The 15527-nt window shown below is 71.3% G+C and carries 14 protein-coding genes; 5 read left to right on the plus strand and 9 right to left on the minus strand.

The features are described 5' to 3' along the window. The first annotated feature begins 21 nt into the window (after positions 1 to 21). Positions 22 to 1374 carry a 6-phospho-beta-glucosidase gene (locus ABZ565_RS09165; RefSeq protein ID WP_361022475.1) on the plus strand — a complete coding sequence of 451 codons (1353 nt, stop codon included), beginning with the start codon at positions 22 to 24 and terminating at the stop codon, positions 1372 to 1374. On the opposite strand, the gene ABZ565_RS09170 is transcribed toward ABZ565_RS09165, so the two are convergent. The 3 genes from ABZ565_RS09170 to ABZ565_RS09180 all read right to left on the minus strand — a co-directional run bounded on the left by ABZ565_RS09170 (position 1369) and on the right by ABZ565_RS09180 (position 5781). Beyond that, positions 1369 to 4758: a DUF4132 domain-containing protein gene (locus ABZ565_RS09170; protein ID WP_361022478.1), complete on the minus strand. Its 3390-nt coding sequence runs from the start codon at positions 4756 to 4758 to the stop codon at positions 1369 to 1371. The genes ABZ565_RS09165 and ABZ565_RS09170 overlap by 6 nt on opposite strands. Positions 4759 to 4885: 127 nt before the next feature. Beyond that, positions 4886 to 5329 (minus strand): hypothetical protein, encoded by a 444-nt coding sequence (locus ABZ565_RS09175; protein ID WP_361022481.1) that lies wholly within the window; start codon positions 5327 to 5329, stop codon positions 4886 to 4888. Then, positions 5323 to 5781 (minus strand): ATP-binding protein, encoded by a 459-nt coding sequence (locus ABZ565_RS09180; RefSeq protein WP_361022483.1) that lies wholly within the window; start codon positions 5779 to 5781, stop codon positions 5323 to 5325. The genes ABZ565_RS09175 and ABZ565_RS09180 overlap by 7 nt, the downstream gene beginning before the upstream one ends. A gap of 205 nt (positions 5782 to 5986) precedes the next feature. Here ABZ565_RS09180 and ABZ565_RS09185 point away from each other — a divergent pair, with 205 nt between their 5' ends. Genes ABZ565_RS09185 through ABZ565_RS09195 form a run of 3 tightly spaced genes read left to right on the plus strand, consistent with a single transcriptional unit; the run spans position 5987 to position 7583 of the window. Further along, positions 5987 to 6847 carry a helix-turn-helix transcriptional regulator gene (locus ABZ565_RS09185; RefSeq protein WP_361022486.1) on the plus strand — a complete coding sequence of 287 codons (861 nt, stop codon included), beginning with the start codon at positions 5987 to 5989 and terminating at the stop codon, positions 6845 to 6847. Then, positions 6847 to 7083, plus strand: a complete 237-nt coding sequence (locus ABZ565_RS09190; protein ID WP_164398581.1) for a DUF397 domain-containing protein — start codon at positions 6847 to 6849, stop codon at positions 7081 to 7083. Before ABZ565_RS09185 ends, ABZ565_RS09190 begins: the two co-directional genes overlap by 1 nt. 44 nt (positions 7084 to 7127) lie before the next feature. Continuing rightward, positions 7128 to 7583, plus strand: a complete 456-nt coding sequence (locus tag ABZ565_RS09195; protein WP_361022490.1) for a YchJ family metal-binding protein — start codon at positions 7128 to 7130, stop codon at positions 7581 to 7583. A 12-nt stretch (positions 7584 to 7595) separates the two neighbouring features. On the opposite strand, the gene ABZ565_RS09200 is transcribed toward ABZ565_RS09195, so the two are convergent. The 6 genes from ABZ565_RS09200 to ABZ565_RS09225 form a co-directional block, all read right to left on the minus strand. Further along, positions 7596 to 9668: an MDR family MFS transporter gene (locus tag ABZ565_RS09200; RefSeq protein ID WP_361022493.1), complete on the minus strand. Its 2073-nt coding sequence runs from the start codon at positions 9666 to 9668 to the stop codon at positions 7596 to 7598. 55 nt (positions 9669 to 9723) lie between these two features. Beyond that, the gene (locus tag ABZ565_RS09205) at positions 9724 to 10551 is read right to left on the minus strand and encodes a hypothetical protein (RefSeq protein ID WP_361022496.1); all 828 of its coding nucleotides are present in this window, start codon (positions 10549 to 10551) and stop codon (positions 9724 to 9726) included. Between the two features lie 83 nt (positions 10552 to 10634). Next, entirely contained in the window at positions 10635 to 11849 is a 1215-nt protein-coding gene (locus ABZ565_RS09210) for an acyl-CoA dehydrogenase family protein (RefSeq protein ID WP_361022500.1), read from the minus strand. A gap of 4 nt (positions 11850 to 11853) precedes the next feature. Next, positions 11854 to 12327, minus strand: a complete 474-nt coding sequence (locus ABZ565_RS09215) for an SCP2 sterol-binding domain-containing protein (RefSeq protein ID WP_361022503.1) — start codon at positions 12325 to 12327, stop codon at positions 11854 to 11856. 93 nt (positions 12328 to 12420) lie between these two features. Then, the gene (locus ABZ565_RS09220) at positions 12421 to 12684 is read right to left on the minus strand and encodes a hypothetical protein (RefSeq protein WP_361022506.1); all 264 of its coding nucleotides are present in this window, start codon (positions 12682 to 12684) and stop codon (positions 12421 to 12423) included. 217 nt (positions 12685 to 12901) lie between these two features. After that, the gene (locus ABZ565_RS09225) at positions 12902 to 14116 is read right to left on the minus strand and encodes a helix-turn-helix domain-containing protein (RefSeq protein ID WP_361022509.1); all 1215 of its coding nucleotides are present in this window, start codon (positions 14114 to 14116) and stop codon (positions 12902 to 12904) included. A 765-nt stretch (positions 14117 to 14881) separates the two neighbouring features. Between ABZ565_RS09225 and ABZ565_RS09230 the strand changes: the two genes are divergently transcribed. Beyond that, a complete protein-coding gene (locus tag ABZ565_RS09230; protein WP_361022512.1) occupies positions 14882 to 15499 on the plus strand; it encodes a hypothetical protein in 618 nt (205 codons plus the stop codon). The last annotated feature ends 28 nt before the right edge of the window (positions 15500 to 15527 follow it).

Consider the following 15527-nt stretch of genomic DNA (forward strand, 5'->3'; position numbering starts at 1 on the left):
CCCCACGTACCATGCGGAAGCGTGAAGCTGACAATTCTGGGCGGCGGCGGATTCCGGGTTCCACTGGTGTACGGGGCGCTGCTCGCCGACCACGCCGAGGGCCGGGTCACGGCCGTCACCCTCTACGACACGGACACCGACCGGCTGACCGCCGTGGCGCGGGTCCTCGCCGAGCAGGCCGGGGACATCCCGGACGCGCCCGCCGTCCGCGCCACGACCGATCTGGACGAGGCCCTGCGCGGCGCCGACTTCGTCTTTTCGGCGATCCGGGTCGGCGGCCTCGCGGGCCGGGCCGCGGACGAACGCGTCGCGCTCGACGAGGGCGTCCTCGGCCAGGAGACGGTCGGCGCGGGCGGCATCGCGTACGGGCTGCGCACCGTGCCGGTCGCCGTCGACCTGGCGCTCCGCATCGCCCGGCTCGCCCCGGACGCCTGGGTCATCAACTTCACCAACCCGGCCGGGCTCGTCACCGAGGCGATGTCCCGGCACCTCGGCGACCGCGTCATCGGCATCTGCGACTCGCCGGTGGGCCTCGGCCGCCGCATCGCCCGCGTCCTCGGCGCCGACCCGGACCTGGCCCGCGTCGACTACGTCGGCCTCAACCACCTCGGCTGGGTGCGCGGGCTGTACGTCGACGGCCGCGACGAACTCCCGCGCCTGCTGGCCGACCCCGGGCTGCTGGGCTCCTTCGAGGAGGGCCGGCTGTTCGGCGCCGACTGGCTGCGCTCGCTGGGCGCGATCCCCAACGAGTACCTGCACTACTACTACTTCAACCGCGAGGCCGTCCGCGCCTACCAGGAGGCCGCGCAGACCCGGGGCGCCTTCCTCCGGGAGCAGCAGGAAGGCTTCTACGGCCGGATGAAGGACCCGGCGACCCCCGCCCTGGCCACCTGGGACCGCACCCGCGCGGAGCGGGAGGCGACCTACATGGCGGAGAACCGGGACGTCGCCGGGGCCGGGGAGCGCGAGGAGAGCGACCTGGAATCCGGCGGCTACGAGCAGGTCGCCCTCGCCCTCATGCGGGCGATCGCCCGCGACGAGCGGACCACCCTGATCCTCAACGTCCGCAACCGGTCCACCCTTTCCGTCCTGGACGCGGACGCCGTGATCGAGGTCCCCTGCCTGGTCGACGCCAACGGCGCCCGGCCCGTCTCCGCCGAGCCCCTGCCCTACCACGCGGTCGGCCTGGTCACCTCGGTGAAGGCCGTCGAGCGCGCGGTCCTGGACGCCGCGGCGAGCGGATCGCGCGCGGACGCGGTCCGGGCCTTCGCCCTGCATCCCCTGGTCGACTCGGTCTCCGTGGCCCACCGCCTGGTGGACGGCTATGTGAAGGCGCACCCGGGGCTGGCGTATCTGGGTGCCGTACGGTCATGACGCGGCGTCCTCGGTGAGCGCGGTCAGGTCGGCCAGCAGCTCGGACGCGGTCACCGCGTCCAGCCCGTCGAACCGCAGGTCGTGGGGGCGGCTGCGCCAGTAGTCGGACGGTTCGACGTCGAGCCAGACGGTCTCCAGGGTCTGCTCGGGGTAGGTGTCGACCGAGCCGATCGCGATGCCCCCGTCGAGGGCGATCACGAGGTGGCAGTCGCCTCCCAGCCGTTTGGAGATCCAGCGCTCCACGCCGTTGTCCTCCGGATTGCCGCGCTGCCAGCCGTACCGCTCCAGACCGAGGACCTTGCCCGTGGGCACCGTGATCCCCTCGAAGCGCTGGAGGCGGTGGCCGGCGGCCTCCTGCTCGGTCAGCGCGAACACCCGGCGCCCGAGCTGGGGGAACGGCTGCACGATCGCGTGCTCCGCAAACACATCCGACCAGGCGGCCACCGCCTCGCCCAGCCGCAACGGGTGGGGCAGCCGCACGGTCGCCCCCTCGGGCAGGGCGAACGGGTCGCCCCCGACACCGGCGAAGGTGCGGTCCTCCGCCACCCGGAACGCCGTGGTCACCCCGTCCGCCTCGCTCAGCCACACCAGCCGGCGCACCAGGTGCCCCACCAGCGGGTGGCCGACGAACAGCTCGGTGAACTCCCGTGCCGTCCAGGAGCGGTCCGCCACCATGGCGGCCTCCAGCCGGCGGACCTGGTCGGAGGCGAGCGTCCGGACCTCCTTCTTCAGGGCCATGAAGCGCTTGCGCTCGGCCGGAGCCAGCTCCGGGTCGTCCTTCGCGCCGGGCTTCGGCAGGTCCTTGCGGAGCTTGCCGTCGCCGTCCTGGACGTAGGGCCGCAACTGCTCGTCGAAGCCCACGGTGAACGTCCGGCCACCGTAGTCCACGACCGTGGAGCCGTCGGCGTCGAGACCGAGGTCGGGCACCAGCCGGTCCGCGAGCTGTTCGCCGGTCAGGCCGAGCCCCGCCGCGACCTCGGCGATCTTCTCCGTGGCCCGCACCTTCAGGGCCTTGAACTTCACGCGCTGCGCGATGCCGTGCAGCTGGAGCAGGGCCGCGTCGCTGCCGATCGCCGCCAGGACGTCGAGCCCCTCCACCGCCCGGTGGTGGGCGTTCTCGCCGGGCCAGGCGCGGATCACCGGGGTCAGCCGGTGCACCGTGCCGTCGTCGCCCAGCAGACCCAGGGCGTGCAGCGCCCACGCCTCCTTGGCAGGCAGGAGGGCGGCGCGCCACTGCTCGAAGAGCGCCCAGGCGAAACCGGCTGCCGAGGCCGCGTCCACGGTCGCGAGCGCGTCGGCGAGACCCGGATACGGCTCACCCGGCTTGGACAGGGCGAGCATGGTCAGCAGATGGCGGACGGACTCCTCGGGCAGCGCCCCTCCCGACGCCACCGCGAGCTGCGGCAGCAGCGCGGGGTCCGCCCACTGCGGCAGCTCCGGCATGGCGGCGGGCAGCGCCCGCTCCAGCGGATCGGCGGCCAGCAGCGCGGTCACCGCGTCCGCCGCCTTCTCGCCGTACCCCTCGGCGGCCTCGCGCACCACCGCGTCGCCGTGCAGTCCGGCGATCAGCAGCAGCGCCTGCTCGGCGGCGCGCCGTGCGGCCCCGGCCCTGCCGACCGCGTCCGGCACGAGCAGCGGCGCCGCGCGCACGCCGTGCCGCTCGAACCACGCGTGGGCGACGGCTGCCGTGGACTTGAGGCGCACCGCCCAGTCGGCCATGTGCCGGGCGACCCGCGCGTCGACGTACGGCATCAGGAGCGGCGCCAGGGAGCTGGGCTGGCGCGGCACGACGCGCAACAGCAGCGGCAGGGCGGCGAGCCCGAAGCGGGCAGCCACCGGCTTCAGGGTGTCCACACCGTCCCACAGGCTGGTCGGGTCCCAGACGTCGAGCAGGGGCGCGACCCGCTCCTTCGGCCCGTGGACGTAGATCCACGCCGGGTGCAGGTCCGACGCTTCGCGTCCCTGGCCCAGGGTGGCGAGCGTCCGCTCCCAGTCGGGAGCCGCCTCGGGCCGGGTGTACCAGCTGCCGGTGGCAGCCCACTCCTCCCGCTCACCGGCCTGCCACCGCACGGCCTTCCCCTCGTCAGCCGTCAGACCGGTGACGGCCTTGGGACGCGCCGTGGTCCGCTGCCGGGTCCACGGTGGTGCGGTGAGCACGGCCGGAAGGACGTCGGCGGGCGCGTCCGCGATGCGGCCGGCCGGGTTCAGCAGGGGCTCCACGACGGCCGCGAGGCCGTCGTCCAGCGTCGGCAGCACCCGCTGTACGAGGGTGCGGTGCCGGGCGATGTGCGTGCGCAGCAGGCCGGACGCCGAGGCGGCCGAGGCCGCCGGGAACCCCGCCCGGTCGCGGGCGTCCGCGGCGAGCAGCCGCAGGGCACGGGCCGGATAGCGGGCCATCGCGTCCAGGAGGGCCGGGCGGACCTGTTTGTTGTCCGCGTGGGCGAGCAGGGCCCCGAAGGCGTCGTCGGTGGGAAACTCGGCCAGCGCCTCGGCCAGCTTCTTCATCCCGTCCGCGTAGAAGTGCCCCCTCTCCAGCTCCTTGGTGAGCATGGGCACGACCGCCGTCCCGATGCCCTCGGCGGCCGTGGCGATCACGGCAGGGGACCGGTCGAAGCCGAAGGTGTGCGTGTAGAGCGCCGCCTGATCCGGCGAGTCGAGTGTGCAGAAGACGAGGGAGAGGAGCCCGGTGTCGAGCTGCCCGGTCGTCTCGGGGCCGGCGGTGAGCTCCGCGACCCAATCGGACTCGCTCGGCGCCAGGTAGGCCGTGATGATCTTCCGGTGGGCGTCGGTGCGGCAGGCGGACAGGGCCTCGACGGTCGCCCGGTAGGTCTCGTCGTCCGCGGCGGCGAGCAGCGCCCGTACCCGGTCGGCGGCGATCCGGCTGTCATGTCCGGACAGGGCCTCCTGCGCGGCGGACCCCGCCTCCAGCCAAGCGCCGTAGCGTCGCATCCCGCTCTGCATGTAGTGCACCTTGGTCATGAACAGCTCCACCGCGGTGCGGGCCGCGAAGGGCAGCCCGTGCAGCCGTACCCAGCTGTCCGCCCAGGCGTTCGCCGGAGGCGCGTACATCCCCACCATTCGCGCCACCGCCGCCGCTCCGGCGGGCGAGGGCTCCCCGTTCAGATGCCGGCGGGCCTCGGCGACCAGGGCGGCGTCACTGCGCGGCGCGTCCAGATACTCCTTGATCCAGGCGTGCTCCTCGGCCGTCCGCTCCGCGACCGCGGCGAGCTGCTTCGCGTCCGTCCTGGCCGGCGTCCTCGCGACGCCCCCGCGCCGGGGATGGACCAGCCGCCGCCAGCCGTCCGGGAGGACGAACGTGTCCTCGTCCGTCCCGGTCTCCTCGAACTGCGACGCACCGCCCTCGAAAGGCTCCACAGCACGCACCGGCCCGCCCCCTTCACACCCGTTGACCCCGTATTCCACGGGTTCTCGATCAGTGGTTCCACAGTAGAACCGACCACTGACAACGCAGGGTGACCGGGGCGGGGAGGGGCCGGGGACGCGGTCCGGATCAGGGGGCGGAGACGGCTCGGGGCCCGTACGCCTGGGTCCACGACGGTGTCACGCCCGTCACCTGGCAGACCATCAGGAACAGCGGGATGGGAGGGGTGTAGGGCGTGCGGCTGTCGGGCTGATGGATGAGCCGGGGGCGTACCGCGGGCACACACGCCCCCCGCGCGTACGCCACCTGCTCGGGCCAGTCGAGGTCGAGGTCGGAGCCGGCCGGGACGATCCACCACCAGCGCTCGGCGTCCGCGAAGACGCAGCCGGTGCGCGGCAGATGGGACATCAGGCGGAAGCCGTGGCGCGCGGGCACGCCGACCGCGTCGCAGCCGAGGCTCGCCGAGAGGGTCGTGGGCAGCGGCAGCTGGACCCGGCCTGCGGAGCCGGGGGAGCCGACGGGCTCACGGGAGCGGCGGTGTCCGAGGAAGTGGTTCATGGCGTTCTTCAGCATGAGTGCTCCGAGCCGTGCGGCAGTTCCGCCCAGACGATGCGGCCCGATCCGTCCCCGGCGTCGCGCGAACCCCAGGAGCGGGCCAGTGAGTCGACGAGCAGCAGGCCGCGTCCGTGCTCGTCGTCCGCACCTCTGCCGAGGCGTGGTCCGTCCGGCTGGTCTCCCTGGTCCTGCACGGAGACGCGCAGCCGGCCGTCGAGGCACCGCAGTTCGCACAGGACCCGCGCGCCGGCGGTGTGCACCACCGCGTTGGTGACCAGTTCGGACACGATCAGGACCACGGAGTCGACGGTGTCGCCGCCCGTGCGCCACTCGCCGAGCCGGGCCTTCGTCAGGCGCCGTGCGACGGCGACCGATTCGGGAAGCGCGGGCAGCGCGAAGCAGTGATGGAGCGCTTCTGTCCCCGGGCCGGTCTCCGCGAACCGGGGGATGAGCGCACTGCCAGGTGCCACGACCGAATCCTCACAGTGGGGGCTGCGTCACGCTTCGCGATCTTCGAAAAGGCCGAGGGCGCGACAGGTCAACTGGTTCCGCACCCCAACTCTCCCCCTGTCGCGAACACTTGGCAAGGGGCACTCTGAAATTTCCAGAGTGGCTGTGTCCATGGCGGCGACCACATGGCACACTGCACGCATACAGCGCAGGGGGAGGTCTGAAGTGAGCGAACCGCGGTCCGCCCCGACCGTGGGCCAGGTCGTTCTCGGCAAGCGTCTGCAGGATCTGCGGGAGCGTGCCGGCATGAGCCGGGACCAGGCCGCCAAGGTGCTGCACGTCGCCCCGGCGACCGTACGCAGGATGGAGACCGCCGAGGTCGCACTCAAGATCCTCTACGTGCAGGCGCTGCTCAGGGCGTACGGGGTCTCGGACGCCGAGACGGACGCCTTCGTGGAGCTCGCGGAGGAGGCCAACCGACCCGGCTGGTGGCAGCGGTTCCACGATGTCCTGCCGGACTGGTTCAGTATGTACGTCAGCCTGGAGGGCGCCGCGAGCCTGCTGCGCATCTACGAGCCCCACTTCGTGTCCGGACTCCTCCAGACCGAGGACTACGCGCGCACCGTGATGCGGACCGGGGCCGTGGGCCAGGTCAGGGCCGAGGACATCGAGCGCCATGTGGCGCTGCGGATGGAGCGCCAGGCCCTGCTGACCAAGCCGGACGCCCCGCGCCTGTGGGTGGTGATGGACGAGACCGTCCTGCGCCGTCCGGTGGGCAGCGCCGACATCATGCGCGCGCAGGTGGACAAGCTCCTCGACGCGACATCGATGCCCAATGTGACGCTGCAGATCGCGGAGTTCTCCACCGGTCACCACCCGGGGACGTACGGGCCGTTCGTGCTGTTCCGGTTCGCCGTGCCCGAACTGCCCGACATGGTCTACAGCGAATATCTGACCGGGGCCGTCTACTTCGACGCGCGCCCGGAGGTGGCCTCCTATCTCGAGGTCATGGACCGCATGGCGGCCCAGGCCGCGACGGCACAACGCACGAAGGAACTCCTCCGGGACTTCCGCAAGGAGCTGTGATGACACCCATATACAACGGCATGCCGGCCGCTGACCTCGGCTCCGAAGGCTGGTACAAGCCATGGAGCGGTGGCAACGGCGGTACCTGCGTCGAGGCCATGAAACTGGCCGACGGGAGAATCGCCATGCGCCAGTCCGCGGACCCCGACGGTCCGGCCCTCATCTACACCCCCCACGAGATCGCCGCGTTCATCCAGGGCGCCAAGGCCGGCCAGGCCGACTTCCTGCTGACCTGAGCCTCACGTCGGGGCCGCGCGCCCGCGCACGTCACAATGGACCCATGTCCCGACGCACCTCCCGCCCCCGGCGCCCGTCCGCCGCGGGCCCCCGCACCGCCCCAGCCCCCGAGATCAGCGCGGCTTCGCCGTGCCCATGCGGGCTGCCCGCGGCCTACGCCGAGTGCTGCGGCCGGCTGCACGCGGGGGCTCCGGCGGCCACGTGCGAGGCGCTGATGCGGTCGCGGTACGCCGCCTTCGCCGTCCGGGACGCCGGGTACCTGCTGCGCACCTGGCACCCGGACCACCGCCCCGACGTGCTCGACCTCGACCCCGGGCAGCGCTGGCAGGGCCTGGAGGTCCTGGAGACCACCGAGGGCAGCGCCTTCCACACCACCGGAACCGTCACGTTCCGCGCGCACTACACGGCGGGCGGGCAGGCCGGCTCCCTCCACGAGAAGAGCCGCTTCGTACGGCACGAGGGCGCCTGGGTGTACGAGACCGCCGTCTTCGCGGACTGAGGGCACCCCGGCTCAGACCGGCGCGCCCGCCGGTGCGACCGGAGCCAGCTCCTGCGTCAGGTCCTCCGCGAGCAGCCGCTTGGCGATGACGTCGACCGCGGCGCGCAGCCGGGCGTCGTCCGGGCGCCCGCCGTCCTCGCCCAGCTGGTCGTTGAGCCAGCGGGCCCAGGCGTCCGTGATGGTCCGCGCCTCGCGGCTGCCGGCCGCGGTGTGCGTGAACAGACGGCCGTCGCCGGTGAGGAAGCCCTCCTCGATCATGCGGTCGAAGACCGGCACCAGGACCTCGGGCGGAATCCGGTGCCGGGCCGCGATCAGCCGGAGCCCCGCGTGGCCGACCATCCGCGTGAACAGCTCGACCTGCATCACCGCCCAGGCGCCCGCCATGTCGAGCCGGGTGTCCGACTCCGCGACGATCCTCCGTGCCGTCTCCGGGTCCACCCGCCGCAGCACCTTGGCCACCGAGAACTCCAGCAGCCGGGCCGAGTCCTGGGTGTTCGGCGAGGCGAAGCCCTCACCCATGTCCGTCGAGCCCGCCCGTACGGTGTCGCGCAGCTTCACCTGCTTGAGGAACAGCGCGACGAAGAACCCGAGCAGCGCCACCGGCACCGTCCACAGGAACACCGTGTGCAGGGTGTCCGCGTACGCCTGCGCCAGCGGCTCCGACTGGGCGGCGGGCAGCGAGTGCAGCCCCTCCGGGCTCTGGGACGCCTTCGCCAGCACGGCGGGATCACCGCCCGCCCGCGCGGCCTCGGCGATCCCGTCCCTGAGGTGCGGGCCGAGGGCGTTCGCGTAGATCGTGCCGAAGACCGCGGTGCCGAAGGAGCTGCCCAGCGTACGGAAGAAGGTGACGCCCGAGGTCGCCGTGCCCAGGTCCGCGTAGTCCACGGTGTTCTGCACGGCGATCGTCAGGACCTGCATGGAGAGCCCGATGCCGATGCCGAGCACCAGCATGTACAGCGACTCCAGCCAGACCCCGCTGTCCGGGCCCATCCGGGAGAGCAGGAACAGACCGGCCGCCATGACCAGCGAGCCGATGATGGGGAAGATGCGGTAGCGGCCGGTCTTGCTGACCACGTTGCCGCTGAAGATCGACGCGGCGAGGAGGCCGACGACCATCGGCAGGGTCCGCACGCCCGACAGGGTCGCCGAGTCGCCGTCCACGTACTGGAGGTACGTCGGCAGGAAGATCATCGCGCCGAGCATCGCGAACCCGACGATGAAGCTGAGGATCGAGCAGACTGTGAAGACCGGGTTGCCGAAGAGGCGCATCGGCAGCATCGGCTCCTTCGCCCGGAACTCGACCAGGCAGAACAGCGCGAGCGCCACGAGCCCGAGGACGAACAGGCCGATGATGACGCCGGAGCCCCAGGCGTACTCGTTGCCGCCCCAGCTGGTGGCCAGGATCAGGGCACTGGCGCCCACCGTGACCAGCGCGATGCCCAGGTAGTCGATGACCGGCCGCCCGGCCGCCTTCACGGACGGGATCGTCCGGGCCGCCGCGATGACCACCACGATCGCGATCGGCACATTGACGTAGAAGGCCCAGCGCCATGTCAGATGGTCGGTGAACAGCCCGCCGAGCAGCGGACCGATCACCGTCGAGACACCGAAGACGGCGCCGATCGCGCCCTGGTACTTGCCCCGGTCGCGCAGCGGGATGACGTCGGCGATGAGCGCCATCGAGGTGACCATCAGACCGCCGGCGCCGATGCCCTGGAGGCCGCGCCACACGATCAGCAGCGTCATGTTCGTCGCGAGCCCGCAGAGGAACGAACCGGTGATGAAGATGACGGCGGACAGCTGGAAGACGATCTTCCGCCCGAACAGGTCGCCGAACTTGCCGACCAGCACCGTCGCCACGGTCTCCGCGAGGAGATAGGCGGTGACCACCCACGACATGTGCGCGGCGCCTCCGAGGTCCGAGACGATCGTCGGCAGCGCGGTACCCACGATCGTCTGGTCCAGGGCGGCCAGCAGGATGCCCAGCACGATCGTGGCGAAGACGATGTTGCGGCGGCGCGGATCGAGCACGGGCGGCGCGGCGGCACTCTGCGCGGCGGGGGCGGTCTCGCTGGCAGTGGTCACCTTCGCACCCTCACATCGCGTCGTGTCACCCGCATGCGGGGAACGCCCGGACGGGTCAGGCGAGCAGGTCCCGCAGTGACGTCGTCATACGGGCGGCGAATGCCTCCCGTACGGGGGCTGCTACCCGGTCCAGCGAGAGATACGGGTTGAGGTCCTCCAGCTCTACGAGGAGCAGGTCGCCGTCCGCCGTCCGGCAGGCGTCCACGCGCTGGATGCCGTGGTCCAGCGTGTTCCACTCCACGAACGACCGGGCGAACGCCAGGTCCGCCGCGCTCGCCCCGTACGGCTCCAGCACCCACCGCCGCTCAGGGTCCGGGGCGTGCAGCGCGTACTGGAAGTCGTGGTCCACGTAATAGAAGGACACCTCGTAGCGGAAGTCGATCCGGGGCTGGACGAGCAGGGTGCCGTCGGCGCCGGGATCGAGCTCGGGCGTCGGCACGAAGCGCAGTCCCACCGAGTCCGCGCCCAGCTTCGGCTTCACGGCATAGCCCTCGGCGTGCGGCAGCAGCCCGAGGTCCGCCGCCCGGTCCACAGTGGGTATCACCGGGTATCCGGCCCGGCTCAGGTCCACGAGGTACTGCTTGCCCGCCATGTCACCGCGCCCGGTCAGCGGGTTGTAGACCCGGGTGCCCAGCTCCAGGGCCCGCGCCCGGAACGCCTCGTACGCCTCCTGGTAGTGCAGGACCGGACCGCTGTTGCGTACGACGACGGCGTCGAAGCCGTCCAGGAGGGCGGCGGCGTCGCGCGGGTGGCAGAGCGCGAGGTCGAAGTCCTCGCGGAGGCGGCCCGTCAGGCGGATGTCCTCGTCGCAGTAGCGCCGGCCGCGCGCCTCGTAGGCGAGGTCGGTGACGAAGAGGACGGACGGGCGCGGGACGGCGGGCATGGCGTTTCCCCCGGGGGCGGCGGTGGTACGGGACCCGCCCATCCTCGCTGGCCCGGCCCCGTACCGGCTCGCCGCCCCCGTCCTCAGCGGATGTGGCGCCCCGAGATCGCCCGCGCGATGACCAGGCGCTGGATCTCGCTGGTCCCCTCGAAGATCGTGTAGATCTTCGCGTCCCGGTACATCCGCTCCACCGGGTGCTCCCGGCTGTATCCGGCGCCGCCCAGGATCTGGACGGCCTTCTCCGTCGCGGCCACCGCGAGTTCGCCCGCACGGAGCTTGGACATCGAGCCCTGACCGGCGTCGAAGGTGCGGTCGTTGCGGGCCATCCACGCGGCCTGCCAGATCAGCAGCCGTACGGCCTCGATCTCGGTACGGAGGTCGGCCAGGGCGAACGCGATCGACTGGTTCTCGATGATCGGCCGCCCGAACGCCTCGCGCTCCCCGGCGTACTCCAGCGCGTATTCGTACGCGGCGCGCGCGATGCCCAGCGCCTGGGCCCCGACCGTGGGGCGGCTGACCTCGAAGGTGGCCATGGCGGCCTGCCCCTTGGCGGTGGAGCCCTCGCGGGCGCGGGCGAGGCGGGCGTCCAGCTTCTCCTTGCCGCCGAGCAGGCAGTGTCCCGGCACCCGTACCTCGTCCAGGAAGACGTCCGCCGTGTGCGAGGCACGCAGCCCCAGCTTCTTGATGGTGCGGCTCGCCGCCAGGCCCTTCGTGCCGGGCGGCACGATGAACGCGGCCTGCCCCCGTGCGCCGAGTGCCGGGTCGACCGAGGCGACGACCACATGGACCTCGGCGATGCCGCCGTTGGTGATCCACGCCTTCTGGCCGGAGATCACCCACTCGTCCTTCGCCTCGTCGTACCGGGCCTTCGTGGTCATCGCGGAGACGTCGGAGCCGGCCTGCGGTTCGGAGACGCAGAACGCCGCGACCTTCGGCTCGTCCTCGTCGCCGTAGCACTGGGGCACCCACTCGGCGAGCTGGTCCGGGGTGCCGGACGCGAAGATCCCGGCGACGGCGAGCGAGGTGCCGAACAGGGCCATGCCGATGCCGGCGTCGCCCCAGAACAGCTCCTCGTTGGCAATCTGGAGGGAGAGCCCCGACGGGTCGCCGTACATGTCGGCCAGCGACTCGAACCCGTAGAGGCCGATCCGGGCCGCCTCCTGGATGACCGGCCAGGGCGTCTCCTCGCGGGCGTCCCACTCGGCCGCCGCCGGGCGCACCACCTGGGCGGCGAAGCCGTGCACCCAGTCGCGCAGGTCCTGCTGCTCCTCGGTGAGCGCGAGGGAGAAGTAGCTCATCGGCTCACGCCTTCGGGATGTCGAAGTAACGGGTGAGCCCCGAGGCCAGGCCGACGTCACCGGCCACCTTCAGCTTGCGCATCATGAACATCGTGATCGGGTTGCCGTTCCCGGAGACCAGTTTCAGGAACTCCGCGTCCGCCATGACCAGTGTCGTACGCGGCTCCGCGTCCGAGCGGCCCTCGCTGACGGTGCAGGTGCCGTCCGCGATCGAGGTCTCGTAGACCACCTCCGTGTCACCGGTGATCTTCCAGCGGATCAGCGCCTTGAGCGCCCCGGCCGCCTCCGGGCGGAACTGCTGCCTCATCCGGCCGAAGACCTCGCCGAGCACCCGGGCGCGCAGCTCCCCGTGCATGATCTCGGCGAGCTGCTTGGCTGACAGCCCCTTCACGATCCTTGCGAACTCCTCGGGGGAGACGGCCGCGAAATCGAGGGCGGCCAGTTCGTCGGTGACCTTGCCGCTGCTGTTGTCGGCCACGCCAGTTCCTTACTCTGGAGTAAACTTACTTTTGAGTAAGGTAAGGGCGCGGCGGTCTCTTCGCAAGGTGCGCGAGCGGGCCGTTCCGCGGGGTCACCAGGCGGAACCGGGGCGCACCACGAGCCGGGGATGGTGGGCGGCGAGCACCTTGTTGGCGCGGGCCAGTTCGGACAGGGCCTGCTCGCGGTCGGCCTGGTCCTCGACCTCCAGCCGGGGGCCCCGGAACCTGCGCACCTCCCGCGCGGCGCACTCGGCGTCGAACTCGGCCTGGAGGATGTGCGCGGGGGTGCAGGCGCCGATGAGCGCGGCGATGCGGTCCGGGATGGGGACGGGGACGAGCAGGTGCGAGGCGGTCATGGGGGGTTCCCTCTCGATGGTGGCCAGGAGGTCGGGCGCCGGCCCGCCGGGTGGGCGGACCGACTCCACTCCATATAACGAGACGCAGTTCCTGGTTTCTCGTTGAGTACGTCTCCGTGTGGCAACCGTTTGGGAATGACCGGCTATTTCCCCTTACCAGCAAGTAGGTTGACTTCGCGTGAAGTGCTCGTCGGGACGAAGGTGCGTCGCGCGCTGTTCAGATGGGTGTGTCGTTGCTGCGGGCACGCAGCTGCATGGCGCGGAGCACGGTCTCCGTCGAGAACCGCGCCTCGGGATCGACCAGTTGATCGCCGAAGATCGATTCCAGGTTGCGCATCCGGTAGCGGACGGTCTGGGGGTGTACGTCGAGCAGTTCGCCCATCTGGGCCGCCGTGCCGCGGGTGTCGAGCCAGATCCGCAGCGTTTCGATGAGCCGTTCGCGCCGGTTGGCGCTGATGTTGGCCATGGGGGCGAGTTCGCGGCGCGCGAGCTGGTCGAGGAGGACCGGATCGGAGAGCAGCCACAGAGTGATGAGGTGGTCGTCGCAGAGGATGGCCGGCGCGTCGTCTATGACGCCCGCGTCCACGAGTTCCAGCACCCGCCGGGCCCAGCGGATCGAGTCCGAGGCCAGCGACGAGGGGACGGTCAGGCCGATGGCGGCGCGGACGCCCGGAAGCGCGTGCTCCAGCATGCGTCTTCGCATGTCGTCGAAAGGGCCCGGGATCAGTAAGTGCGGCTGCGGATCGGCGAAGTCGACGAGTACGTCACGGTCGATCGCCAGCCGGTCCAGATCGGGGGACGGGCGCACGGCGACGAGCGTCACCTCGTCCGGCAGCGTCCAGCCCGTCTGCTCGCACAGCTCGGCGATGGCCACGCGCGGCACCGGGCGCCCGGCGAGGATCAGGTGCAGCAGCCTGCGCCGCAGGGTGTCCGTGTGGTCGTCGGAGGCCGACCTCACTTCCAAGTACCCCTCGCGCGACAGGGCTTCCAGCTCGTCCACGTAACTGAACAGCGCGTCCGCGAACGTCAGCATCATGGTGGGGGAGAGGTTGTAGCGCCTGCCGATCTTCTTGGCCCGGCGCAGAGCCACGCGGGCGCCCAGCCGGTACGCCCCCTGCAGCTGGTCCAGGCTGCGCCCTTCGTACGCCTCGAACCGGCCGAACCTGCGGCACATCTCGTCGCGCAGGGCGGAGGGGGCGGCCGGCTCGGCCACCTGGTCCACGAACACGGAGATGCTCTGCTCGACACCGACCCGGATGCCCTGGCCGTACGGGCCGTCGAGGAGTCGCGCGTACTCGGGGTAGGCGCGGGTCACCTCAAGGCCGATCTCCTTGATGAGGCTGGGAAGTTCGGGCCGCACGATCGTGGCGAACTCCTGCGGCAGCGGTCCCAGCGGCTCTCCCAGCTCCGAGGGTTGCGCGACTCCCGGCATACCTTGACCCCTTCTTGCTCTTCGGCGCCCGATGGGGGGTGACGGACGGAGAGCGCTCCCACCCGTTCTCAGGTGCGTACCAACGTCGGCTGCCGAAGATAGTCCACGTATGTGGCTCTGAACACAGGCAGGACAAGACGAAATGTATGGGCCATGTATCGGTTGTTTTCGGCCACCGTTACGGTGGGCCTCCGCGCTCGCGACCGACTCGCGGATCACTCGTGCGGTGCTGATGCGGGGGCCCGGATTCCGGTAATGCGGCGGTGGCTCCGCCGCATGGTCCCTGCTCCCCGAACAATTTCGTTCTCGCTATTCGCGGTGAATTCCGCTGGGCCGGCGGGGGGAAGTCAAGGGCGTGGCGGGGCGACCGGTGCGCGGAGCGGAGGTGGCGGGGGAGGCCGTACGGTAGGGCCGTGACGTGGGGCGTTGGGTCGAGCGGGGTGCCCTTCCGTCATCGGGTGAGCAGGAGTGGGCACCCCGGCTCCGGGAGAACTGCTCACTTCTCGATAAAAAATCCACGCGCCGTACTCGCCTCGCAAGCAATTTCTGAGGGAGAGCGATGATTGTGGAGATTCTTTGTTCCAGCATGTTGCGGAGCGACATTACTCGCCCGTAGCGTCATCGCCGAACGCAAGAGGTCGAGCAGTCCGTCAGGCCGGACTGCCACATTCCTGTCTCGTGACCCCCCACTCCGGGAGCGCCGCTTACCCGGCCGGAAGTGGCCCCCCGGTGTAGGTCACACACCCTCGAAGGGAACCGGATTCCGTGAACACCCTTGCACGTAGAGCCGCCATCATCGCCACCGCCGCCGGCGCCGCCCTCGGTATGGCGGCCACCTCGGCCTCCGCCGGCGCCACGGCCTCGTGGTCGGCCACCCCGAACGGCGCGTACACCGCCAGCGCGAGCAACCCCACGCTGACCGTCCCCGCCGCGACCCTGACGTGTGCCTCCTCCAGCGTGACCGCGGGCAACGTCGCCGCGACCAGCGCCACGGGAGCCAACATGGCGACCATCGGCACCATCGGCTTCACCAGCTGCACGGTCGGTGGCATCAGCTTCACCGTCTCCATGACCGCGACGCCGTGGACGATCAACGTCACCGGGGTGGATCCCTCCAACGCCAACCGGGTCAAGGGCAACGTCACCGGCATCTCCGCCCACATCAGCGGCTTCGGCTGCGCCGCCGACTTCAAGGGCAAGGCGTACGGGTACTACGACAACAGCACCGGCAGGCTGGTCATCGACGGTTCGGGCACGGAGCTGAAGGCGTCCAACGCCAACTGCCTCGGCCTGATCAACAACGGCGACGTGGCCTCCTTCAAGGCCTCGTACCTCGTCAAGGTGACCTCGACGGGCACCTCGCCGAAGATCACGACGCCGTAAGGCGTAGCAGCACACGGGTACGGGCCGG

The organism is Streptomyces sp. NPDC016469 (genome assembly GCF_040632905.1).
Taxonomy (GTDB): domain Bacteria; phylum Actinomycetota; class Actinomycetes; order Streptomycetales; family Streptomycetaceae; genus Streptomyces.

Bases quoted from the DNA above. Each gene is read 5' to 3' on its own strand.
- ABZ565_RS09175 (WP_361022481.1), bottom strand. From the start codon at position 5,329: ATGCTGAAGAACGCCATGAACCACTTCCTCGGACACCGCCGCTCCCGT.
- ABZ565_RS09190 (WP_164398581.1), top strand. From the start codon at position 6,847: ATGACACCCATATACAACGGCATGCCGGCCGCTGACCTCGGCTCCGAA.
- ABZ565_RS09195 (WP_361022490.1), top strand. From the start codon at position 7,128: ATGTCCCGACGCACCTCCCGCCCCCGGCGCCCGTCCGCCGCGGGCCCC.
- ABZ565_RS09205 (WP_361022496.1), bottom strand. From the start codon at position 10,551: ATGCCCGCCGTCCCGCGCCCGTCCGTCCTCTTCGTCACCGACCTCGCC.
- ABZ565_RS09210 (WP_361022500.1), bottom strand. From the start codon at position 11,849: ATGAGCTACTTCTCCCTCGCGCTCACCGAGGAGCAGCAGGACCTGCGC.
- ABZ565_RS09220 (WP_361022506.1), bottom strand. From the start codon at position 12,684: ATGACCGCCTCGCACCTGCTCGTCCCCGTCCCCATCCCGGACCGCATC.
- ABZ565_RS09225 (WP_361022509.1), bottom strand. From the start codon at position 14,116: ATGCCGGGAGTCGCGCAACCCTCGGAGCTGGGAGAGCCGCTGGGACCG.